Source organism: Bacillus sp. EE-W1 (genome assembly GCF_009760835.1).
In the GTDB taxonomy this organism is placed as follows: Bacteria; Bacillota; Bacilli; order Bacillales; family Bacillaceae_G; genus Bacillus_A; species Bacillus_A wiedmannii.
The window spans coordinates 31,115-53,362 of record NZ_WIPE01000032.1; the positions used below are offsets into that span (position 1 = coordinate 31,115).

Here is a 22,248-nt window from a genome sequence, read left to right on the forward strand (position 1 = left end):
GAGAAAATATTCAAAAATCTTTTTATACAGAGATTGAATGCTGTTATATAAGGGATTGAAGTTAGTTGAAAACGCTAACATATATGTGAGAGGGAAATAAATCTTTTGTAAGAAAAAAGTATTATATGTAGAAAAAAGAGAGGTGTTCTGGAAAGAACAGTCTCTCTTTTTTTGATAAGAATAATATTAGTACTTAAGCTTGTTTTGGTTTTGCAGATCCTGTCTTTAAAGTAAGAGCAAGGAAGAACATTGCAAGTACACAAGATACAAGTAATAAGATGAATCCGCCATCCCATCCGAATGCATCGACGATAAAGCCCATAGCTGCGCTAGCAAAAGTAGCTCCACCTAGGTAACCGAAGAACCCAGTTAAACCAGCGGCAGTTCCAGCAGCTTTTTTTGGTGCTAAGTCTAGTGCGTGTAGGCCGATTAACATAACAGGTCCGTAAATTAAAAATCCAATCGCGACAAGTGCGATACTATCAACCATTGGATTACCAGGAGGGTTTAGCCAGTAAACAAGAACGGCGATAAATACACCAACCATAAATAAAATACCAGCAGGTGCGCGGCGCCCTTTAAATAGTTTATCACTCATCCATCCGCAAAGAAGTGTACCTGGAATACCAGCCCATTCATATAGAGCGTAAGCTGTACGGGAGCTACTATGAGTGAAACTTTTTTCCTCTACTAAATAGGTAGGAGCCCAGTCTACAACGCCGTAACGTACGAAATAAACGAAAACGTTCGCGATAGCGATGTACCATAAAAATTTATTGTTTAGTACGTATTTAAATAAAATTTCTTTTACTGAAAGTTCGCGTTCTCGATCTTTTACTTTTTCATCTGATGGATATTCTCCAGTATGTTCTTCGATAGAAGGTAATCCACAAGATTGAGGTGTATCTCTCATCGTAATTAATACATAAATACCAACTAAAATTGAAAGAATACCTGGGAAGTAAAAAATACTCTTCCAGTCATTTGCGAAGAAGTATAAGCCTAATGTCACAAGAGAAGGCATAAGAGCGCCACCGACATTATGAGCAACGTTCCAAATAGACATTTTTGTACCACGTTCACTAATAGAGAACCAGTGAACCATCGTACGACCACAAGGAGGCCATCCCATACCTTGTACCCATCCATTTAAAAACTGAAGGACAAACATAAGTATAATGCTCGTTGTAATGAAAGAAAATGAGCCGAAAATAATATTAATGATACCTGATAAAAATAGCCCAGCTGCTAAAAAGTAGCGAGGATTACAACGGTCGGATACGATACCCATAAGAAATTTACTTAATCCGTAAGCGATAGATACTGCTGAAAGGATAACCCCAAGTTCCCCTTTACTAAAGCCTTGTTCGATTAAGTATGGCATCGCTAGTGAAAAGTTTTTTCGAACAAAGTAGTAACCTGCGTAGCCGATGAAGATACCTAAGAATACTTGTAAACGTAATTTACGGTATTCGCTATCAACGCGATCAGCTGGTAAGCGTTCCGCGTAGGGCGCAGGCTTAAATAATTGTGTGAAAAACATAAAATGAAAATCCTCCCCTAATGAATTCGAAATGTTGTAAGTCAGAGAGAATATAAAAAGGCCATGAAATATAAAAAAGTTTCCTTTTTTATGATTCATAGCCGTATACTCCGATTCTCCGTGACTGTCAATATTAACTTCGTCGAAAATTATACAACTTTGTGACAGAAATGTAAACGTTTTTATAAATAAAAAGTGTTGACGGATTTTGTTTGTGGGATTAATATTTAAATACGTTAAATATTTTATTGCTTAAATAAGAGGTGGATAACATGCCAAATGATATGACGCATATCGATAAAATTCAAGCTCTTGCCTTTTCGATTGGAAAGAAAATGCAGACGGAGTTATTAGAACAAATGCAAGCAACAGGACTTACACCACCGCAGTTTTATATTTTAAAGATTTTAGATCATTACGGTGCTTCAAGAGCGACAAAATTAGCAAAAAAGATGTATGTAAAGCCTAGTGCAATTACAGTGATGATTGATCGCCTAATTGACCAAGAGCTTGTAGAACGCTATCACGACAAAGATGACCGTCGTGTTGTCATCATTGAGTTAACAAAAAAGGGGAAAGCTAGAGTAGAAGAGGCAATGACCGCTCGTAATGAGCATATTGCAAAATATTTCTCACATTTAGAATTACAAGAAAGAGAAGATTTGTTACGCCTCTTTGAGAAGTTAGAAACAATTATTTGCGGGACACAAGAGAAAAAAGAGAATAACTAAGAGGAATTGAGGAGATTACATGGAGCAACAAGAAAACATAAATAGAAAGTTGCTGTTAATTGGTTTAATAATCGCGATGCTATTTGCTGCATTAGATGGAACGATTGTTGGTACAGCAATGCCGCGTATCGTCGGTGAACTAGGCGGATTAAGTTTAATGACGTGGTTAACAACAGCTTATATGTTAACATCAACGACAGTTGTACCAATTGCAGGTAAATTAGCGGATTTACTTGGCCGTCGTAACGTATATATTACAGGACTAGTTATCTTTATGGTTGGTTCGGCGTTATGTGGTATGGCAAATGGTATGACAGAATTAATTATTTTCCGTGGTATTCAAGGTCTTGGTGGCGGTATTATGATGCCAATGGCTATGATTATTATCGGAGATATGTTTACGGGAAAAGAACGTGCGAAATGGCAAGGTATTTTTGGTGCGTTATACGGTCTTGCTTCTGTAATTGGACCACAAGTGGGTGGTTGGATTGTAGACGCAGTGAACTGGAGATGGGTATTCTACATTAACTTACCAGTTGGTATTTTAGCAACAATCTTTATTGCAATGGGATTAAAGTCACATAAACAAACAGGACCGATCAAGATTGATATTGCTGGAATCTTTACGATGATTCTCGGTGTTGTAAGTTTATTACTTGCATTAACGTTTGGCGGAAAAGATTATCCATGGGATTCTTGGCAAATTATCGGTTTATTTGCATTAGCTCTAATTGGTATTATTAGCTTTGTTATCGTTGAAACGAAAGCAGAAGAACCGATTTTACCGATGCATTTCTTTAAAAATCGCACGTTTACAATACTGAATGCGATTGGTTTCTTTATGAGTATCGGAATGTTCGGTGCGATTATGTTCGTACCATTCTTCATGCAAGGAATTGTAGGAGTAAGTGCTGCTGAATCAGGAACAATTATGACACCGATGATGATTACAATGATAGTGATGAGTATTATCGGTGGTCAACTTGTATTAAAAGTTGGTGTGAAACCACAAATTATTACAGGGATGCTTATTATGGCTGGTGGTTTCTGGTTATTAACAACGATGGATATGCACACGACTAAACTTACTGCTACTTTCTATATGAGTATTATCGGTTTAGGAATGGGTCTTGTTATGCCGACATTAACATTAGCGTTACAAGAAAGTTTCCCGAAAAAAGATCTTGGAGTCGTAACATCATCAAGTCAGTTCTTCCGTCAAATCGGTGGAACATTTGGTATTACAATTTTAGGGTCAATCATGAATAACACTTCAGGTACAACATTAACAAATAAATTAGTACCTGTATTAGATACGTTCCCGAAAGAAGCGGGCCAAATGGTAACGAAATTTAAAGATATGATTCACACAGATCCACAAGGTTTATATTCGATGCTATTTAGTCCAGAGGCATTAAAACAAATGCCAGAAGCATTCGCTAACAGCATTGTACCAATCTTGAAAAACTCTTTAGTAGACTCACTTCATACTGTATTCTTAACAGGATTAGTATTTATCGTAGTAGGCGCTATCTTTACGATTTTCTTACAGAAGATTAAACTGTCAGATCGTAAAAAAGATGCTGAAGAGCCAGCTACAGAGGAAAAAGAACAAACTGTATCCTATTCGTAATGAAAAAGCATCGCCTTATGGCGGTGCTTTTTTTGAGTATAACCTTAAAAGCTTTTTCATGAGAAATGATTGACGTATTTCTAGAAATACGTTATATTGTTTTCTGTAAACGGTTACATGGGATGGAGAGGAAAGAGAATGAGTACGATTAAAGACGTTGCGAAATTAGCGGGAGTATCTGTGGCGACCGTTTCCAGAGTGTTAAATAAAAATGGATATGTTCATGAAGATACATTAAAGAAAGTAGAACGAGCGATTGAGATGCTAGATTATAAACCTAGTACAGTAGCGCGTTCATTGTATAATAAAAAATCACGTTTAATTGGCTTAGTTGTTCCAAATATCGTGAATCCATTCTTTCCAGAAGTTGCACGTGCCGTAGAAGATGTAGCGCATAAACAAGGATACACAGTTGTCCTTTGTAACTCTGATGAGAGTTTAGAGAAAGAAAAGCAATATATTGATGTACTTAGGCAAAATAATGTGGATGGATTTATTGTAGCAACGAATCCACAAAATAGTGTTAATTACATGAAGTTGTCTGTTCCAGTTGTTGCAATTGACCGTATGTTTAATGAGCGTATCCCTACTGTATATGCAGATAACTATGCAGGGAGTCAGGCAGCGACAAAGCTATTAATAGATAAAGGCTGTAAACATATTGCGCATATTCGCGGACCGCGTGATGTAAGCACTGCTAATGAACGTTTTGAAGGTTTTGTAGACGTTATTACGCAAAATAATCTTTCTTATATGATTGCAGAGAGTACATTTGATCCAGCTAATAGTGAGCGTGTAACAGTGGAATTATTAGAAGAATACCCACATATTGATGGAATTGTTGCTGGAAATGATTTAATTGCAATAGGTATTGTAAAGGCTGCACTCCAAAAGGGGATTTCTATTCCAGATGATTTACAAATTATCGGATTCGATGGAATTTCTTTAACAGAAATGATGTATCCATCTATTACAACTGTTGCACAGCCAATTTATGAAATGGGGAAAATTGCAACAGAGCTGTTGTTAGAGCAGATGGAAGGAAACGTATTAGAAGAGAAACACTATCGTTTACCGATTGAAATTATAGAACGAAATACAACGAAGTAAGGAGATGAAACAGATGCCAAATATTGCAGTGGTAGGTAGTATTTCAATGGACTTAGTGGCTGTTTCAAAAAAACGTCCGAAAGCAGGAGAAACAGTAATTGGTGAAGCATTTCATACAATCCCGGGAGGGAAAGGAGCCAACCAAGCAGTTGCTGCAGCTAGATTAGGCGCAAATGTAGCGATGGTTGGGGCGGTTGGAAACGATAATTATGGAACTGTAGTTAGGAACAATTTAGAGAACGAACGCGTTTTTATCGACTATGTGGTACCGGTTACAGATACAGCGACAGGAATTGCTCATATCGTTTTAGCAGAAGAGGATAACAGTATTGTTGTCGTGCAAGGGGCAAATGCTCTTGTAAATGAGTCGGTTGTAGATCGTTCAAAAGATCTTCTTATAAAAGCAGATATGGTTGTTCTTCAACTAGAGATTCCACTTGAAACAGTAAAATATGTATTGGCTATTTGTGAGGAGCATAATATTCCAGTTATGTTAAATCCAGCGCCAGCACAAGTGTTATCAGAAGATATTTTAGAAAAGGCAACTTATATTACACCAAATGAACATGAGTGTCGCATCGTATTAGATGATTTCACGTCACCAATTGAAGGTTTACTGGCTAAATATCCAAATAAACTATTGATAACAGAAGGTTCTAAAGGTGTTCGTTTCCATAATGGTACGGAGATTGTACATGTTCCTAGCATCGCTGTTGATGTAGTAGATACGACTGGAGCTGGTGATACATTCAATGGTGCATTAGCAGTTGCGCTTTCTGAAGGAGAAACACTTCAAAAAGCAATTCGTTTTGCGAATATTGCTGGTGGCCTTTCTGTAACGAAACTTGGAGCACAGGGCGGTATGCCAACGAGAGATAGAGTACGTGAAGTGCAGGTGATTGTCGGTTGAAAAAGCACGGTGTATTAAACAGTGAGATTGCATCAGTCCTTGCTTCACTTGGACATACAGATACGATTGTAATTGCAGACTGCGGGTTACCAATTCCTGCCGGAGTAAAACGAATTGATTTAGCTGTTGAGATTGGAAAACCTAGCTTTTTAGACGTATTGCAAGTGGTAGCTGATGATATGGCAATTGAAAAAGTAACGTTAGCAGAAGAAGTCATTAATAATAATGCGGAAGTAAATAAAGAAATCGAGCTGAAATTAATAGAGTCAGCATTTGAATATGTATCGCATGAACAATTTAAAGAGCACACGAAGAAAGCGAAAGCAATTATTCGTACAGGAGAGGCTACTCCTTATGCCAATGTAATTTTACATGCAGGCGTGATTTTTTAATAAAAGGAAGTGATGGGAATGCGTATTGAAATGAAAAATATTTCAAAGGCGTTCAATGGCAATCCTGTTTTGAAGAATGCACAGTTTATGATTGAAACAGGGGAAGTCCATGCATTGATGGGGGAAAATGGAGCGGGCAAATCAACGCTCATGAAAATTTTAACAGGTGTATACAAAAAAGATGGTGGAACAATCACGATTGATGGACAAGAACGAACTTTTAAAAATGCGAAAGAAGCAGAAGAGTACGGTATTGCATTTATACATCAAGAATTGAACATATTATCGAATTTAACAGTAGCTGAAAATATGTTTCTCGGTAAAGAGTTAATGTATGGGAAGACAGGTATTTTGCGTACGCGTCAAATGAACGCGATTGCGCAGCAGCAACTAGCGGAGTTAGGGTTACATGTAAAAGGCGCTATGTTGGCAGGAGAGTTATCGGTTGGACAACAGCAAATTATCGAAATTGCGAAAGCGTTAATGACAAACGCGAGCGTTATTATTATGGATGAACCTACAGCTGCATTAACAGATCGTGAAATTGAAACGTTGTTTACTGTCATTAATAAATTACGTAAAGAAGGCGTTTCGTTCGTTTATATCTCACACCGAATGGAAGAAATTTTTTCAATATGTGATGCCATTACGATTTTACGTGATGGGGAATACGTAGGAAAGAGACTCATTCCGGAAACATCATTTGATGAAGTAGTGAGTATGATGGTGGGGCGCAGCATTGGTGAACGTTACCCAGAGCGAAATAGTCAAATTGGCGATGTCATTTTTGAGATGCGTAACGGAACGAAAAAAGGGAAGTTTGAAAATGTTTCGTTTCAAGTAAGAAAAGGTGAAATCCTTGGTGTTGCTGGTTTGATGGGAGCTGGCCGTACAGATATTATGAAAGCGATATTTGGATACGAACCTTTAGATTCTGGCCAAATTTTTATAAATGGACAAGAAGTAAAGATTGATAGTCCGATAGATGCGATTAGACAAAGAATAGCTTTTATTACAGAGGATAGAAAATCTGAAGGGTTAGTTTTAGATTTCTCAATTCGAGAAAATTTAGCTTTACCGAATTTAGAAAGTCTTTCAAAGGGAAGTGTCTTAAGTAACGAACTAGAACAACAGTTTACAGCGGATATGATGAAACTTCTTAATGTGAAAGCAGCTAGTGGAGAGCAAGCGGTGAAATCTCTTTCTGGTGGAAATCAGCAAAAGGTTGTTATTGCAAAATGGCTAGGTATCCACCCGCAGTTACTCATTTTAGATGAGCCAACACGAGGTGTAGATGTTGGAGCGAAAAAAGAAATTTACTCTATTATGAATAAGCTTACTGAGCAAGGCGATGCCGTTATTATGGTATCATCTGAGCTTCCAGAAGTTTTAGGAATGAGTGATCGTGTTCTTGTTATTCATGAAGGAAAAGTCGGCGGCATTTTAGAGAAAGATGAGGCATCACAAGAGTCTATTATGGCACTAGCTACAGGGGGAGAGTAAGGATGGCTAAGAAGGGGAATGTATTACAACAACTCGGTTCTTTAATCGGTTTAGTATTAATTATCGTCGTAATTACAGCTTTAAATCCGGCATTTATTGAGATTCCAAATTTATTTAATATACTGCGTCAAGTATCGATTAATGCGCTTATTGCATTCGGAATGACCTTTGTAATTTTAACAGGGGGTATTGACTTATCGGTAGGTTCTATTTTAGCATTATCAAGTGCACTTGTTGCTGGAATGATGGCAAGTGGCATGGACCCGTTCCTTGCGATGGCAGTTGGATTATTAGCTGGTCTTGTAATGGGAATTGTAAACGGTATCATCATAGCGAAGGGAAAAGTAGCTCCATTTATTGCAACTTTAGCAACAATGACTATTTTTCGTGGGTTGACGCTTGTTTATATGGACGGACGTCCGATCACTGGTCTTGGTGATCATTTAATGTTCCAAATGTTTGGTCGCGGTTATTTTCTAGGTATTCCGGTACCAGCTGTTACAATGATGATCGCTTTCGCAGTACTGTACTTCATTTTGAAGAAAACGACATTTGGTCGCCGTACATTTGCAATTGGTGGAAATGAAGAAGCAGCAGCACTATCAGGTATAAATGTTACGAGAATTAAAGTAATGATTTACGGTCTTTCCGGAATTTTGGCAGCGCTTGCAGGTATTGTCTTAACATCACGACTAGATTCTGCACAGCCAACTGCAGGTACTTCTTATGAATTAGATGCAATTGCAGCAGTTGTATTAGGTGGAACAAGTCTTTCTGGGGGAAGAGGATGGATTATTGGTACATTCATCGGTGTACTTATTATCGGTGTACTAAATAACGGTTTAAATTTATTAGGTGTATCTTCTTTCTTCCAACAAGTTGTAAAAGGACTTGTAATCTTACTAGCTGTATTAATTGATCGCCGAAAAGAAGCGTAATGGAGGGATAGTTCATGAAGAAATGGTTACTTATACTCGTTGCATGTATTATGGTCATTACTGCTGGTTGTTCAATGGAACCACCAGAATGGGCAAAGGATTCTAGCGATAAAGGTCGAAATAAAACTATTAAAGTTGGATTCTCTGTTTCAACTTTAAACAATCCATTTTTTGTGACTTTGAAAAAAGGAGCAGAAAAGCAAGCGAAAGCAAGCGGCATTGAATTGATTGCTGTTGATGCACAAAATGATGCAGCAAAGCAAACGAACGATGTTGAGGATTTAATTCAAAAAGGTGTCGATGTAGTTGTTATTAATCCGACCGATTCAGATGCTGTTGCTTCAGCAGTAAGTGCGGCAAATGCTGCAAATGTTCCTGTTATTACAGTAGACCGCGTTGCAAATTCGGGTAAGGTTGTTTCTCACATTGCATCTAATAATATCGAAGGTGGTCAAATGGCTAGTGATTACATTCGTGAATTAGTTGGCGGGGGAGCAAACGTTGCTGAGTTAGAAGGAATCCCTGGATCTTCTGCTGCTCGTGAGCGTGGGAAAGGATTCCATAACGTAGCTGATAAGTCTTTAAAAGTAGTTGCAAAACAAGCGGCTGATTTTGATAGAGCTAAAGGATTATCTGTTATGGAAAACATTTTACAAGCGAATGGTGATATTAAAGCCGTGTTTGCGCATAACGATGAAATGGCATTAGGGGCACTTGAAGCATTGAAGTCTTCTGGAAAAACAGATGTAGTCGTTGTTGGTTTTGATGCAACAGAAGATGCTGTAAAAGCGGTTAACGATGGGCGTATGGCTGCAACAGTTGCTCAAAAACCGGAATTAATCGGGGAGAAGGCGATGCAAACAGCAAAAGAGATAACACAAGGTAAAAAAGTGGACAAATCTATTCCGATTGAATTAGAGCTTATTAAGAAAAACAAATAAATATAAAATGAAAATCAGGAAGGAAGAATAACAAATGAAATTTTTTATTGATACAGCAAACATTAACGAAATTAAAGAGGCAAATGCATTAGGAGTATTAGCTGGAGTAACGACAAATCCATCACTTGTAGCAAAAGAAGGCGTAGATTTCCACGAGCGTATTCGTGAAATTTGCAACGTTGTAGAAGGACCTGTAAGTGCAGAAGTAATTAGCTTAGAAGCTGATAAAATGATCGAAGAAGGAAAAGAGTTAGCGAAAATTGCTCCAAACGTTGTTGTAAAAGTTCCAATGACAACAGAAGGTTTAAAAGCAGTAAAAGCATTCTCTGACTTAGGAATTCGTACAAACGTTACATTAGTATTCTCAGCAGTTCAAGCATTACTTGCAGCTCGTGCTGGTGCAACATACGTTTCACCATTCTTAGGTCGCTTAGACGATATCGGTCATAACGGTATGGACCTAATCCGTCAAATCGCAGAAATCTTTGCAATTCACGGTATTGAAACAGAAATCATTGCAGCATCTGTACGTCACAGTGTTCACGTAACAGAAGCAGCATTAAACGGTTCACATATTGCAACAATCCCAGCAAACGTAATTGCTTCATTAGTGAAGCACCCATTAACAGATCAAGGAATTGAGAAGTTCTTAGCTGATTGGGAAAAAACACAAGAGAAATAATAGAAAATCGAGAATCCTAGTTTAATTGACTAGGGTTCTTTTTTTATTTAAAAGAATTTTCATGCAATTTTGCATATTGTCTTTTAAATTTGTTATATAAGCTATTTAATATATATCAAATCACTTTTTATTTTTCATATTTCGACATAAAAAGGTAGAGGTTCTGACCAGAAAACTGGAGGGGCATGATTCTATAACAGAAAGCTTAACGTTTATAGAATTATGCCTTTTTATATAGGGAGGGCAGAAAATAGGGATTTCGATTTAAATGCACTCATTTATCTGAATTTTAAGTTTTATAAAAGGAGAGAAATAGAATGAGAAGAAAAACGCCATTTAAAGTGTTGTCATCATTAGCAATTGCGGCAATTATCGGATGCACATCTGTAATGAGTACTCCGCTAGCATACGCAGAAACGCCAGCAAAAGAGAAAGAAAATGTATCTACAACACCAATTGATTACAATTTAATTCAAGAGGATCGTTTAGCGGAAGCGTTGAAAGAAAGGGAACAATTAATCCAGCATCTTCTAAAGAAGAAACGAAAAAAGCTGTAGAAAAGTATATTGAAAAGAAACAAGGCGATCAGGCAAATAAAGAAATTCTTCCAGCGGATACTGCTAAAGAGGCATCTGATTTCGTGAAAAAAGTAAAAGAGAAGAAAATGGAAGAAAAGGAGAAAGTAAAGAAACCTGAAAAAAATGTTAGTCCTGAGCAAAAACCAGAACCAAATAAAAAACAATTGAATGGACAAGTCCCAACTTCTAAAGCAAAGCAAGCGCCATATAAAGGGTCAGTTCGAAATGATAAAGTATTAGTATTACTCGTTGAATTTAGTGATTATAAACATAATAATATTGATCAAACACCAGGGTATATGTATTCCAATGACTTTAGTAGAGAGCATTATCAAAAAATGTTATTTGGTAATGAACCGTACACATTATTTGATGGTTCAAAAGTAAAAACGTTTAAACAATATTATGAAGAGCAGTCTGGTGGAAGTTATACGACAGATGGATATGTAACGGAATGGCTAACTGTTCCAGGAAAAGCGTCTGACTACGGTGCTGATGGTAGTAGTGGTCACGATAATAAAGGACCAAAAGGCGCACGTGATTTAGTGAAAGAAGCTTTACATGCAGCTGCTGAGAAAGGGCTAGATTTATCTCAATTTGATCAATTTGATAGATATGATACAAATGGTGATGGAAATCAAAATGAACCTGATGGTGTAATTGATCATTTAATGGTAATCCATGCTGGCGTTGGTCAAGAAGCTGGTGGCGGTAAATTAGGTGATGATGCAATTTGGTCACATCGTTCAAAATTAGCAATAGATCCAGTAGCGGTTGAAGGTACAAAATCAAAGGTAGATTACTTTGGTGGAAAAGTAGCGGCGCATGATTATACAATTGAACCAGAAGATGGAGCAGTAGGTGTATTTGCGCATGAATTTGGACATGATCTTGGTTTACCAGATGAATATGACACGAAATATACTGGAACTGGTTCACCTGTCGAAGCGTGGTCATTAATGAGTGGAGGTAGTTGGACAGGGAAAATTGCAGGAACAGAGCCAACTAGTTTCTCACCACAAAATAAAGACTTCTTACAAAAGAATATGGGTGGCAACTGGGCAAAAATTTTAGAAGTAGATTACGATAAAATTAAGCGTGGAGTAGGAGTTCCTACATATATTGATCAAAGTGTTACAAAATCCAATCGTCCAGGCGTTGTACGTGTTAACTTACCAGGTAAAAGTGTTGAAACGATTAAACCGGAGTTTGGAAAGCATGCATATTATAGTACAAGAGGAGATGATATGCATACAACACTAGAGACACCATTCTTTGATTTAACAAAAGGAACAAATGCAAAATTCGATTATAAAGCAAATTATGAGTTAGAAGCAGAGTGCGATTTTGTCGAAGTGCATGCAGTAACAGAAGATGGAACGAAAACGTTAATTGATAGACTTGGAGAAAAAGTAGTCCAAGAAGATAAAGATACAACAGATGGAAAATGGATGGATAAATCATATGATTTAAGTCAATTTAAAGGGAAAAAAGTGAAACTGCAATTCGATTATATTACAGATCCGGCTGTAACATATAAAGGTTTCGCGATGGATAATGTAAATGTAACTGTTGATGGACAAGTTGTATTTTCTGATGATACAGAAGGACAGGCTAAAATGAATTTAAATGGTTTTGTTGTTTCTGATGGGACAGAAAAGAAAGCTCATTATTACTACTTAGAGTGGAGAAACTATGCGGGATCAGATAATGGATTAAAAGCAGGAAAAGGTCCAGTGTATAATACAGGTCTTGTCGTTTGGTATGCAGATGATAGCTTCAAAGATAACTGGGTTGGGGTGCATCCAGGTGAAGGATTCCTTGGTGTTGTGGATTCGCATCCAGAGGCATTTGTTGGGAATTTAAACGGAAGACCAACTTACGGTAATACAGGTATGCAAATTGCAGATGCTGCATTTTCATTTGATCAAACACCAGCATGGAGTGCAAATTCATTAACACGTGGACAGTTTAACTATTCTGGATTACAAGGTGTTACAACATTTGATGATTCAAAAGTATATAGTAACAAACAAATTGCAGATGCAGGAAGAAAAGTTCCAAACCTTGGACTTAAATTCCAAGTTGTTGGACAGGCAGAGGATAAATCGGCAGGCGCTGTTTGGATTAAACGTTAATAACATAAAAGCACATTCTTCATATGAAGAGTGTGCTTTTCAATTTGTACAGTAAGTTATTATTTTAGCTTATGTAATACAAGTGTCTGTCCATATGTAGTGTATCAAATTATGTGGGGAAAGGAAATATTTCCGAGGAAATTGTCGAAGTATCGTTGGTATTTATACACTTTTTTTGTAAAAGAAGAACTGCAGTGTTGCCTTTACAGTTCAATTTATTTACATTGTTATTTGGTTAGACACAAAAGTAATATATTAGGAAAAAAAAGACAATGATGGAATTAACCCATCATTGTCTTTTTTACTTTGCTGTTTGCTTTACTTTTTATTTTGCTTCTTACATAAATCATTCCAGCGAATGTTAATAAGAATGCAGTTCCGATAACGAAGCTGACGCTAGGGGATGCCCCGATTGCACCAACTGTAAAGGATCCAGCAACAACTCCTAATGAGAAGAAAGCATAAAACAATCCGAATGCTTTTCCGCGCTTATCATCTGTCGTATTTTCAACAAGTAATGCATTTATCGATGGGAAAAGGATAGCGAATCCAATGCCATAAATCATCATAACGATAAAGAGCATACCTTTTGTTGCGAATAATCCAAGTAAAGATAACGCGAATGCCATTACTGCAATCCCAATTAGCATGAGTTTTGAACGATTAAATCGATCGTAAATACGGTTTGTTGGCAGCAAGAAGAAGAGGATAGCGGTAATACCGAATACACTTAACATCATGCCTGTTGTAGATGCTTTAAGTGCTAATGCCTCAACTTTCACTGGTAGCATATAAGTGACAATTCCTTGTGAAAACATTAGCGTGAAGGCACCAATATATGCTTGCAATAACGGTTCTGATTTCAATAGTTCAATCATATCCTTTTTGTTCATCATTTGTGTTCTTGAAGTATCTTTTCTTGATACGTTATTTGGTAAGAAGAATAGAGATACGATTGTACCAAGGACCATTAAAATAGAAATGGTAATGAACACCAACTCTATACCAGCAGTTGCTTTCATAATTCCACTGAAAGCCGGTCCTACAATTGCCGCTGTTCCAACAGCAGCACCAGATAGGGCCATTGCCTTACCTTGTCTTGCTGAATTTGTTTGTTTTGATAAAAACGTAAAGGCAGCAGGAATTAAAAATCCGTCACTAAAGCCGTGCATAAAGCGCACAACTAATAGTTGTTCACCACTTTGAACAACGGTGTATAACAAGACTATGAAACTCGTAAGTCCCATGCTTATATAAAGTATTTTTTTTGCACCAAATTTATCGACAGCAGCGCCAGCAATAATATTACCGATCATATTAGCGAATGAGTACATACCGACAACTAGCCCAATAATAAGAGGAGATCCTCCAAGACTTTGAGCGAACGTACTCATAATAGGTAATTGTGAAAATGTATCTAGAAACGCTACGATAACAATAAAGTAAATAAAATATTTCAAGCGATATTCACCTCTCCTATGCTATTATGGCATAATGCTAATTTCAACCGCAATGAAATTAGCATTAACAGATGTGGCAAAAAGTACAAAGTGACAAAATATTGAACGTTATTTGTTAAAATTTAGTGGGAATGAGATTGTTTTTTTGAAATATATGGATAGAAGTATTATAATAGATTTGTAAACTTCACCAGGTTAAGTATATACGTAGAGAGGGATGTATAAAATGAAAGCATTACTTTGGCATAATCAACGCGATGTACGAGTAGAAGAAGTACCAGAACCAACTGTAAGACCAGGAGCAGTTAAGATTAAAGTGAAATGGTGTGGTATCTGCGGAACAGACTTGCATGAATATTTAGCAGGACCTATTTTTATTCCAACAGAAGAGCACCCATTAACACACGTAAAAGCACCGGTTATTTTAGGTCATGAGATTAGTGGTGAGGTAGTTGAAATCGGTGAAGGCGTTACTTCTCATAAAGTGGGAGATCGCGTCGTTGTAGAACCAATTTATTCTTGTGGTAAATGTGAAGCTTGTAAACATGGACATTACAATGTTTGTGAACAACTTGTTTTCCACGGTCTTGGCGGAGACGGCGGCGGTTTCTCTGAATATACAGTAGTACCAGAAGATATGGTCCACCATATTCCTGATGAAATGACGTATGAACAAGGTGCACTTGTAGAACCAGCAGCGGTAGCAGTTCATGCAGTACGTCAAAGTAAATTAAAAGAAGGGGAAGCTGTAGCAGTATTTGGTTGTGGTCCAATTGGACTTCTTGTCATTCAAGCAGCTAAAGCAGCAGGAGCAACTCCTGTGATTGCAGTAGAACTTTCTAAAGAACGTCAAGAGTTAGCAAAATTAGCAGGTGCGGATTATGTATTAAATCCAGCTACTCAAGATGTACTAGCAGAAATTCGTAACTTAACAAATGGTTTAGGTGTAAATGTGAGCTTTGAAGTAACAGGTGTCGAAGTAGTACTTCGTCAAGCGATTGAAAGTACAAGCTTTGAAGGACAAACTGTAATTGTTAGTGTGTGGGAAAAAGATGCGACAATTACGCCAAACAACCTTGTACTAAAAGAAAAAGAAGTTATCGGTATTCTTGGATACCGTCATATCTTCCCAGCTGTTATTAAATTAATTAGCTCTGGCCAAATTCAAGCAGAGAAATTAATTACGAAAAAAATCACAGTGGATCAAGTTGTTGAAGAAGGATTTGAAGCACTTGTAAAAGATAAAACACAAGTGAAAATTCTTGTTTCACCTAAATAATAGAGAATAGTAAAAAGTAGCTCTTTTCTAGAAATAGAAGAGGGCTACTTTTTTTCTATACAGAAAGGTGATAGACTTTCCTTTAACTACAGGTATTTTGTTTGGAAGGGGAAGTCTAATGCTTTCATTTATGTTGACATTGAAACGAATGCTAAAAGCTTGTTTACGAGCGTGGAAAGATAAAGAATTTCAAGTATTATTCGTATTAACATTTTTAACATTAACATCTGGTACGATTTTTTATAGTACAGTTGAAGGATTACGTCCTCTTGACGCTTTATATTTTAGTGTAGTCACGTTGACGACTGTCGGTGATGGGAATTTTAGTCCGCAAACTGATTTCGGAAAGGTATTTACAATCTTATACATATTTATTGGGATTGGATTAGTGTTTGGATTTATTCATAAGTTGGCAGTTAATGTACAACTGCCAAGTATATTATCGAATAGAAAAAAAGAGTAAAGCATGTGGATGCTTTACTCTTTTTTTACATTAGTTTAGACAATCATTCGTAGTAGCTTAACAATACTTTACTACAATATAAGTGCATTCATTATATTCACTATGTATAAAGTTATAATGATATGAACATTTGCATATTTTAATTTATTGATAGAAATTTCATGAAAGGTGGGATATTCTAGTCATAGGTTAACCGGAGGATATCATAGGATCCTAACAAAAAGTTTACAATAATTCAATTATAAAATGGAGGATTTCAGATGAAAAAGAAAGTACTTGCTTTAGCAGCAGCTATTACATTAGTAGCGCCGTTACAAAGTGTTGCATTTGCTCATGAAAACGATGGGGGAAGTAAAATAAAAATAGTTCATCGCTGGTCTGCTGAAGATAAACATAAAGAAGGCGTAAACTCTCATTTATGGATTGTAAACCGTGCCATTGATATTATGTCTCGCAATACAACACTTGTAAAACAGGATCGAGTTGCACAATTAAATGAATGGCGTACGGAATTAGAAAATGGTATTTATGCTGCTGACTATGAAAATCCTTATTATGATAATAGCACATTTGCTTCACATTTCTATGATCCAGACAATGGAAAAACATATATTCCATTTGCAAAGCAGGCAAAAGAAACTGGCGCTAAATATTTTAAATTAGCTGGTGAATCATATAAAAATAAAGATATGAAACAAGCATTCTTCTATTTAGGATTATCTCTTCATTATTTAGGAGATGTAAACCAACCGATGCATGCGGCAAACTTTACAAATCTTTCGTACCCACAAGGATTCCATTCTAAATATGAAAACTTTGTAGATACGATAAAAGATAATTATAAAGTAACGGATGGAAATGGATATTGGAACTGGAAAGGTACAAATCCAGAAGAGTGGATTCACGGAGCGGCAGTAGCAGCGAAACAAGATTACGCTGGCATTGTAAATGATAATACGAAAGATTGGTTCGTAAAAGCAGCTGTATCACAAGAATATGCAGATAAATGGCGCGCTGAAGTTACACCAATGACAGGTAAGCGATTAATGGATGCACAACGTGTTACTGCCGGATACATTCAGCTTTGGTTTGATACGTACGGAGATCGTTAAGTATTAAAAAAAAGGTCAAATCTCACAATAGAGTATTTGGCCTTTTTACAACTAATACATGGAGGTATGAAGCGTGAAAGGAAAATTGCTAAAAGGTGTACTTAGCTTTGGGATTGGTTTAGGAGTTTTATACGGAGGATCTTCAGCTCAAGCAGAAACGTCTACAAATCAAAATAATACTTTGAAAGTGATGACACATAATGTGTACATGCTATCAACAAATTTATATCCGAACTGGGGACAAAGTGAGCGTGCTGATTTAATTGGGGCGGCAGATTATATAAAGAATCAAGACGTTGTTATATTAAATGAAGTGTTTGATAATAGCGCATCAGATCGTTTGTTAGGGAATTTGAAGAAAGAATATCCAAATCAAACAGCGGTATTAGGTCGTAGTAACGGAAATGTATGGGATAAAACGTTAGGTAGCTATTCATCTTCAACTCCTGAAGATGGGGGCGTTGCAATCGTGAGTAAATGGCCAATCGTTGAAAAGATTCAATATGTATTTGCAAAAGGATGCGGGCCAGATAATTTATCAAATAAAGGATTTGTATACACAAAAATTAAGAAGAATGATCGTTTCGTTCATGTAATCGGGACGCATTTGCAGGCTGAAGATAGTATGTGCGGAAAAACTTCACCTGCATCTGTACGTACAAATCAGTTAAAAGAAATTCAAGACTTTATTAAAAATAAGAATATACCAAATGACGAGTACGTCCTATTTGGTGGTGATATGAACGTGAATAAAATAAATGCAGAGAACAATAGTGACTCAGAGTACGCATCCATGTTCAAAACATTGCACGCTTCTATTCCATCTTATACGGGACATACAGCAACTTGGGATGCGACGACAAACAGTATAGCAAAATATAATTTCCCTGATAGCCCTGCCGAGTATTTAGATTATATTATTGCAAGTAAGGACCATGCGAATCCGTCATTTATAGAGAATAAAGTATTACAACCGAAATCTCCACAGTGGACTGTTACATCATGGCTTAAAAAATATACATATAATGATTACTCTGATCATTATCCAGTAGAGGCAACTATTTCTATGAAATAGTCCTAAAAAAGTTTCTTCTTAATAGGAAGAAACTTTTTTATTTTGTAGAGGAAATTTCAACTTTCTTTCCAATATGTATAAGACATATTGAAAAGAGGAGAGAAAAATGTGGATCGAGGAATTTTTAAAGAAGTTCCATTACCGTGTGCATTTTTGGATGAAGTAGCTTTAGATAAAAATATTCAATCGGTTATGGAATTAAGTGGAAACAAGAAGATTCGTATAGCGAGTAAATCGCTACGTTCTGTTCCGGTTATGCAAAAGATTTTAGCTACAAATGATCGATTTCAAGGTATTATGTGTTTTTCACCTAGAGAGGCTTTGTTTTTAATTGAACAAGGATTCAATGATTTATTGCTCGGATATCCTGCTTATGATAAAAGGGCTTTACATGAAATAAGTTTGCTAACAAAGCAAGGCCTCATTATAACTTGTATGGTGGATTGTGAAGACCATATTGTTTATTTAGAAAAAATTGCTGAGGAGTCTAAAGGGTGTTTTCGTGTTTGTTTGGATATTGATATGAGTAGTCGTTTTTTTCAATTTCATTTTGGGGTAAACAGATCACCGGTAAAAGATGTGCAAGGTGCTTTGAAAATAGTAAAAAGGGTAAAAGAATCATCATTTTTAATACTAGATGGGGTAATGGGATATGAAGCTCAAATTGCTGGGGTAGGAGATCACATACCGAATCAAAGAGTGAAAAGTAAAGTAATTTCGTATTTAAAGAAGAAGTCAGTGTTAGAAGTTAAAGAAAGAAGAGGACATATCGTAAAAGAAATACAAAATCTAGGTATTGAACTAAGGTTTGTAAATGGGGGAGGCACAGGAAGTATAAAAACAACTGAGCAAGATAATTCAGTTTCAGAGATTACAATAGGTTCTGCTTTTTATGCCCCGAAGCTGTTCGATTATTATAAAGAGGTGCAATTTCATCCAGCCGTCGGATTTGCTTTACCAGTTGTGCGTAAACCAGCCCCGTTTATTTACACTTGTTTAGGTGGTGGATATATTGCCTCAGGTGCAATCGGGAAAGATAAAGAACCTGAGATTTGGAGACCAAATGGTGCCAAACTATTAGCTTTAGAAGGCGCTGGCGAAGTGCAAACACCGATTTTTTATAACGGTGAGGAACGAGTAGAGATAGGAGATTCTATCTTGTTTCGCCATAGTAAAGCTGGAGAATTATGTGAGCGTTTTCCTTTTTTATATCGTGTGAAAGAAGGAGAGATTGTTGGGGAGTATTCAACATATCGGGGGGATGGCCAATGCTTTCTATAAAGGGACAAAAATGGAGAAATTGGACAGGGAATGTAGAAGGAACGCCGCATTATACGATGTATCCAGAAAGTATACAAGATGTAGTAGAAGTTGTAGGGCTTGCTCGAAAAAAAGGGAAGAAAATTCGTGTTGTCGGTTCAGGACACTCGTTTACACCTCTTGTGCAAACGGAAGAAATTTTAGTTTCTTTAGATGAATTGAAAGGTATTTTGGATATGGATGCAGAGAAGATGGTTGCCGAAGTATGGGCAGGAACAAAGCTACATGATTTAGGGAAGTTACTTGAAGAAAAAGGTTATGCACAAGAAAATTTAGGGGATATTGATTCGCAATCGATTGCAGGAGCGATTAGTACAGGGACTCATGGAACGGGTATTACCTTTGGAAGTTTATCAACACAAGTTATAGAGATTACCGCAGTTTTATCTACAGGCGAGAGTATAGTTTGTTCGGAAACTGAGAATGTGGAATATTGGAGAGCCTTTCAGTTGTCGCTAGGAATGTTAGGTATCATTGTAAAAATAAAATTGAAGGTTATTCCAGCCTATTCACTCGTTTATAAAAGTGAAAAACAGTCATTATCTACTGTAATGAACAAGCTAGAAGAATATAAGAAGAATCGCCATTTTGAATTTTTTGTTTTTCCTTATTCAGATGAAGTACAAGTGAAATTTACAAATGAAACAACGGGTAAAAAAAGTGACTTGAAATGGTATAAACTAAAGGTAGAGTTGCTTGAAAATAAGATGTTCTCTTTGTTATCTAAAGGATGTAAATGGTTTCCTTCTATAAGTAAAGGTGTAAGTCGATTATCGGCTAAAGCTGTACCGAATACAAAAATAATTGGTCCGAGTTATGAAGTATTTGCTACATCGCGTGCGGTTCCATTTTATGAAATGGAGTATAGTGTTCCTTCAAAGTATATGCGGGCTGTTGTAGAAGATATTTCAAACCTTATTGAAAAGAAAAAGTATAAAGTGCACTTCCCAATTGAATGCCGTTATGTGAAAAGGGATGATATATGGCTCAGTCCAGCGTACGGAAGGGATTCAGCGTATATTGCCGTTCATATGTATAAAGGTATGAAGTATGCTGCTTATTTTGGTGAGGTGGAGAAAATTTTTCTAAAGTATGAAGGGCGCCCGCATTGGGGGAAAATGCATACGTTAACGTACGAAAAATTACAAAATATATATCCAGAAATGCATTCGTTTCTAAAGGCGAGAAAGTTACTAGATGAAGCAGAAATGTTTTCAAACCCTTACACAGAAAAATTATTTACGATTATGAAAAAAAGCTGACAAAGTATTACTTGTCAGCTTTTTTTAGTATAATCGCATTTCTTGTTTGACTAATGCGCTCGTAAAATAGTAACTTATCACGACTAAATACATGTAATAAAACATGAATAATAAATAGACCGTTAATTACAAATTGGAATAATAGTATAACTAGTAATACTAAAGGCTCTGTATGATTTAAGATAGAGCTACTCGAAAGAATATAATTGATTCCGCCTAAAATGAAATAGAATATCCCGTAACGAATGAATAATTCTTTTAGTGTAATACGCTCAGCTTGTCCTTTAATGTAAATCCGAAGCAACGCTTTTCCTATTGTTCTTCCATTCGTAAAGTATGGAATGATAATAAAGTAAATTAAGATTGAACATGTAATGAAAAGGAGTTCGTATACATTTGTATAAGATTGGATGTTAGCGATAAATAGTGAATTTCCTTTATTTTTAATGAAAGGTACAACGATAGATAAGAAAATCCAATCAATTTGCATAGCGATGAGACGACGAATGAATCCGACTGGTTTCGTTTCTAAATCAATATGAATATCTAATTCGCTTGTTTTCGGAAGGAAGTACGTAAAGATTGGTGCAATGATAAAACCAATTACGCCGCCTAGCGTGTTTAAAAACAGATCGTCAATATCAAATAAGCGGTATGCACAATTATAAATACCATATAATCCAGTTACTTGTGTTAATTCAAAGAATAGTGAAAGACAAAAAGAAATACACACTGTTTGTAAGAAGCTACGTCGGAAATAATAACGTAAGTACATACCGAACGGAACGGTTAGTAAAACGTTAAAAGCGACTTGTAAAAACGCAGATTCCTTTAATAAATAGAAGTACGTAGCTGGCTTCGTTAAAATCGCCGAGGTATGATTACTAATCTCTTGTATGAAATAAAATGGCGAGAGTTGCAAATGTTGCGTATTAGCCGGTTGTAGGCTACAAGTATCATACGTTTGTGGTAATGGCAAAATCACAAGAAAATAGGCATTTAATAAGTAAAGTAATAATGAATATAAAATAAATGAACGCCATTTATTTAAATAACCGTATTTACGATAATTAAATATTAAAAAAGGGATTAATAGAAACATTGCTAAAATAGGAAATAAAATAAATGCTGTTTTTATTGGAAATAAATATGCAGTCAAAATGAAGCTCCTTTCAATG

General features: G+C 36.4%; 18 protein-coding genes and 1 pseudogene. 16 read left to right on the forward strand and 3 right to left on the reverse strand.

Annotation, left to right across the window (positions count from 1 at the left end):
• Positions 1 to 193: 193 nt before the first annotated feature.
• A complete protein-coding gene (glpT, locus tag GFJ36_RS02865) occupies positions 194 to 1,543 on the reverse strand; it encodes a glycerol-3-phosphate transporter (protein ID WP_157349451.1) in 1,350 nt (449 codons plus the stop codon).
• A gap of 272 nt (positions 1,544 to 1,815) precedes the next feature.
• Here glpT and GFJ36_RS02870 point away from each other — a divergent pair, with 272 nt between their 5' ends.
• From GFJ36_RS02870 to inhA2, 10 genes and pseudogenes are all read left to right on the forward strand, one after another.
• The gene (locus GFJ36_RS02870) at positions 1,816 to 2,274 is read left to right on the forward strand and encodes a MarR family winged helix-turn-helix transcriptional regulator (protein ID WP_001132358.1); all 459 of its coding nucleotides are present in this window, start codon (positions 1,816 to 1,818) and stop codon (positions 2,272 to 2,274) included.
• Between the two features lie 19 nt (positions 2,275 to 2,293).
• Positions 2,294 to 3,907: an MDR family MFS transporter gene (locus GFJ36_RS02875; protein ID WP_088608980.1), complete on the forward strand. Its 1,614-nt coding sequence runs from the start codon at positions 2,294 to 2,296 to the stop codon at positions 3,905 to 3,907.
• Between the two features lie 138 nt (positions 3,908 to 4,045).
• The gene (gene rbsR / locus GFJ36_RS02880; protein ID WP_088608981.1) at positions 4,046 to 5,017 is read left to right on the forward strand and encodes a ribose operon transcriptional repressor RbsR; all 972 of its coding nucleotides are present in this window, start codon (positions 4,046 to 4,048) and stop codon (positions 5,015 to 5,017) included.
• Positions 5,018 to 5,030: 13 nt separating this feature from the next.
• Complete coding sequence (gene rbsK, locus GFJ36_RS02885; protein WP_097890010.1) at positions 5,031 to 5,927, forward strand: ribokinase; 897 nt, start codon at positions 5,031 to 5,033, stop codon at positions 5,925 to 5,927.
• Complete coding sequence (gene rbsD, locus GFJ36_RS02890) at positions 5,924 to 6,319, forward strand: D-ribose pyranase (RefSeq protein ID WP_097890009.1); 396 nt, start codon at positions 5,924 to 5,926, stop codon at positions 6,317 to 6,319. Before rbsK ends, rbsD begins: the two co-directional genes overlap by 4 nt.
• Positions 6,320 to 6,337: 18 nt before the next feature.
• Positions 6,338 to 7,822: a ribose ABC transporter ATP-binding protein RbsA gene (rbsA, locus tag GFJ36_RS02895; protein ID WP_046953796.1), complete on the forward strand. Its 1,485-nt coding sequence runs from the start codon at positions 6,338 to 6,340 to the stop codon at positions 7,820 to 7,822.
• A gap of 2 nt (positions 7,823 to 7,824) precedes the next feature.
• Entirely contained in the window at positions 7,825 to 8,760 is a 936-nt protein-coding gene (locus GFJ36_RS02900) for an ABC transporter permease subunit (protein ID WP_088061893.1), read from the forward strand.
• Positions 8,761 to 8,774: 14 nt separating this feature from the next.
• Entirely contained in the window at positions 8,775 to 9,701 is a 927-nt protein-coding gene (gene rbsB, locus GFJ36_RS02905) for a ribose ABC transporter substrate-binding protein RbsB (RefSeq protein WP_088061895.1), read from the forward strand.
• A 34-nt stretch (positions 9,702 to 9,735) separates the two neighbouring features.
• Entirely contained in the window at positions 9,736 to 10,383 is a 648-nt protein-coding gene (gene fsa, locus GFJ36_RS02910; RefSeq protein WP_000667662.1) for a fructose-6-phosphate aldolase, read from the forward strand.
• A 317-nt stretch (positions 10,384 to 10,700) separates the two neighbouring features.
• Positions 10,701 to 13,099 (forward strand): annotated as a pseudogene (inhA2, locus tag GFJ36_RS02915) (M6 family metalloprotease immune inhibitor InhA2).
• Between the two features lie 281 nt (positions 13,100 to 13,380).
• Here inhA2 and GFJ36_RS02920 read toward each other — a convergent pair.
• Positions 13,381 to 14,559 (reverse strand): MFS transporter, encoded by a 1,179-nt coding sequence (locus tag GFJ36_RS02920; RefSeq protein WP_097890007.1) that lies wholly within the window; start codon positions 14,557 to 14,559, stop codon positions 13,381 to 13,383.
• A gap of 226 nt (positions 14,560 to 14,785) precedes the next feature.
• On the opposite strand from GFJ36_RS02920, the gene bdhA reads away from it, so the two are divergent.
• The 6 genes from bdhA (at position 14,786) to GFJ36_RS02950 (ending at position 21,070) form a co-directional block, all read left to right on the forward strand.
• Positions 14,786 to 15,838, forward strand: coding sequence for a (R,R)-butanediol dehydrogenase (bdhA, locus tag GFJ36_RS02925; protein ID WP_157349452.1), 1,053 nt, complete (start codon positions 14,786 to 14,788; stop codon positions 15,836 to 15,838).
• Positions 15,839 to 15,956: 118 nt separating this feature from the next.
• Positions 15,957 to 16,301: a potassium channel family protein gene (locus GFJ36_RS02930; RefSeq protein ID WP_000948239.1), complete on the forward strand. Its 345-nt coding sequence runs from the start codon at positions 15,957 to 15,959 to the stop codon at positions 16,299 to 16,301.
• A 260-nt stretch (positions 16,302 to 16,561) separates the two neighbouring features.
• Complete coding sequence (gene cerA, locus GFJ36_RS02935; RefSeq protein ID WP_000731008.1) at positions 16,562 to 17,413, forward strand: phospholipase CerA; 852 nt, start codon at positions 16,562 to 16,564, stop codon at positions 17,411 to 17,413.
• Positions 17,414 to 17,486: 73 nt separating this feature from the next.
• Positions 17,487 to 18,488: a sphingomyelinase C gene (sph, locus tag GFJ36_RS02940; RefSeq protein ID WP_157349453.1), complete on the forward strand. Its 1,002-nt coding sequence runs from the start codon at positions 17,487 to 17,489 to the stop codon at positions 18,486 to 18,488.
• 108 nt (positions 18,489 to 18,596) lie between these two features.
• Positions 18,597 to 19,769 carry an amino acid deaminase/aldolase gene (locus GFJ36_RS02945; RefSeq protein WP_097890006.1) on the forward strand — a complete coding sequence of 391 codons (1,173 nt, stop codon included), beginning with the start codon at positions 18,597 to 18,599 and terminating at the stop codon, positions 19,767 to 19,769.
• Positions 19,757 to 21,070, forward strand: a complete 1,314-nt coding sequence (locus tag GFJ36_RS02950; protein ID WP_098082474.1) for a D-arabinono-1,4-lactone oxidase — start codon at positions 19,757 to 19,759, stop codon at positions 21,068 to 21,070. Before GFJ36_RS02945 ends, GFJ36_RS02950 begins: the two co-directional genes overlap by 13 nt.
• Positions 21,071 to 21,077: 7 nt before the next feature.
• Here GFJ36_RS02950 and GFJ36_RS02955 read toward each other — a convergent pair whose 3' ends face one another.
• A complete protein-coding gene (locus GFJ36_RS02955) occupies positions 21,078 to 22,229 on the reverse strand; it encodes a VanZ family protein (RefSeq protein WP_087983313.1) in 1,152 nt (383 codons plus the stop codon).
• Between the last annotated feature and the right edge of the window lie 19 nt (positions 22,230 to 22,248).

Bases quoted from the DNA above. Each gene is read 5' to 3' on its own strand.
- glpT (WP_157349451.1), bottom strand. From the start codon at position 1,543: ATGTTTTTCACACAATTATTTAAGCCTGCGCCCTACGCGGAACGCTTA.
- GFJ36_RS02870 (WP_001132358.1), top strand. From the start codon at position 1,816: ATGCCAAATGATATGACGCATATCGATAAAATTCAAGCTCTTGCCTTT.
- GFJ36_RS02875 (WP_088608980.1), top strand. From the start codon at position 2,294: ATGGAGCAACAAGAAAACATAAATAGAAAGTTGCTGTTAATTGGTTTA.
- rbsR (WP_088608981.1), top strand. From the start codon at position 4,046: ATGAGTACGATTAAAGACGTTGCGAAATTAGCGGGAGTATCTGTGGCG.
- rbsK (WP_097890010.1), top strand. From the start codon at position 5,031: ATGCCAAATATTGCAGTGGTAGGTAGTATTTCAATGGACTTAGTGGCT.
- rbsA (WP_046953796.1), top strand. From the start codon at position 6,338: ATGCGTATTGAAATGAAAAATATTTCAAAGGCGTTCAATGGCAATCCT.
- GFJ36_RS02900 (WP_088061893.1), top strand. From the start codon at position 7,825: ATGGCTAAGAAGGGGAATGTATTACAACAACTCGGTTCTTTAATCGGT.
- rbsB (WP_088061895.1), top strand. From the start codon at position 8,775: ATGAAGAAATGGTTACTTATACTCGTTGCATGTATTATGGTCATTACT.
- fsa (WP_000667662.1), top strand. From the start codon at position 9,736: ATGAAATTTTTTATTGATACAGCAAACATTAACGAAATTAAAGAGGCA.
- bdhA (WP_157349452.1), top strand. From the start codon at position 14,786: ATGAAAGCATTACTTTGGCATAATCAACGCGATGTACGAGTAGAAGAA.
- GFJ36_RS02930 (WP_000948239.1), top strand. From the start codon at position 15,957: ATGCTTTCATTTATGTTGACATTGAAACGAATGCTAAAAGCTTGTTTA.
- cerA (WP_000731008.1), top strand. From the start codon at position 16,562: ATGAAAAAGAAAGTACTTGCTTTAGCAGCAGCTATTACATTAGTAGCG.
- GFJ36_RS02950 (WP_098082474.1), top strand. From the start codon at position 19,757: ATGCTTTCTATAAAGGGACAAAAATGGAGAAATTGGACAGGGAATGTA.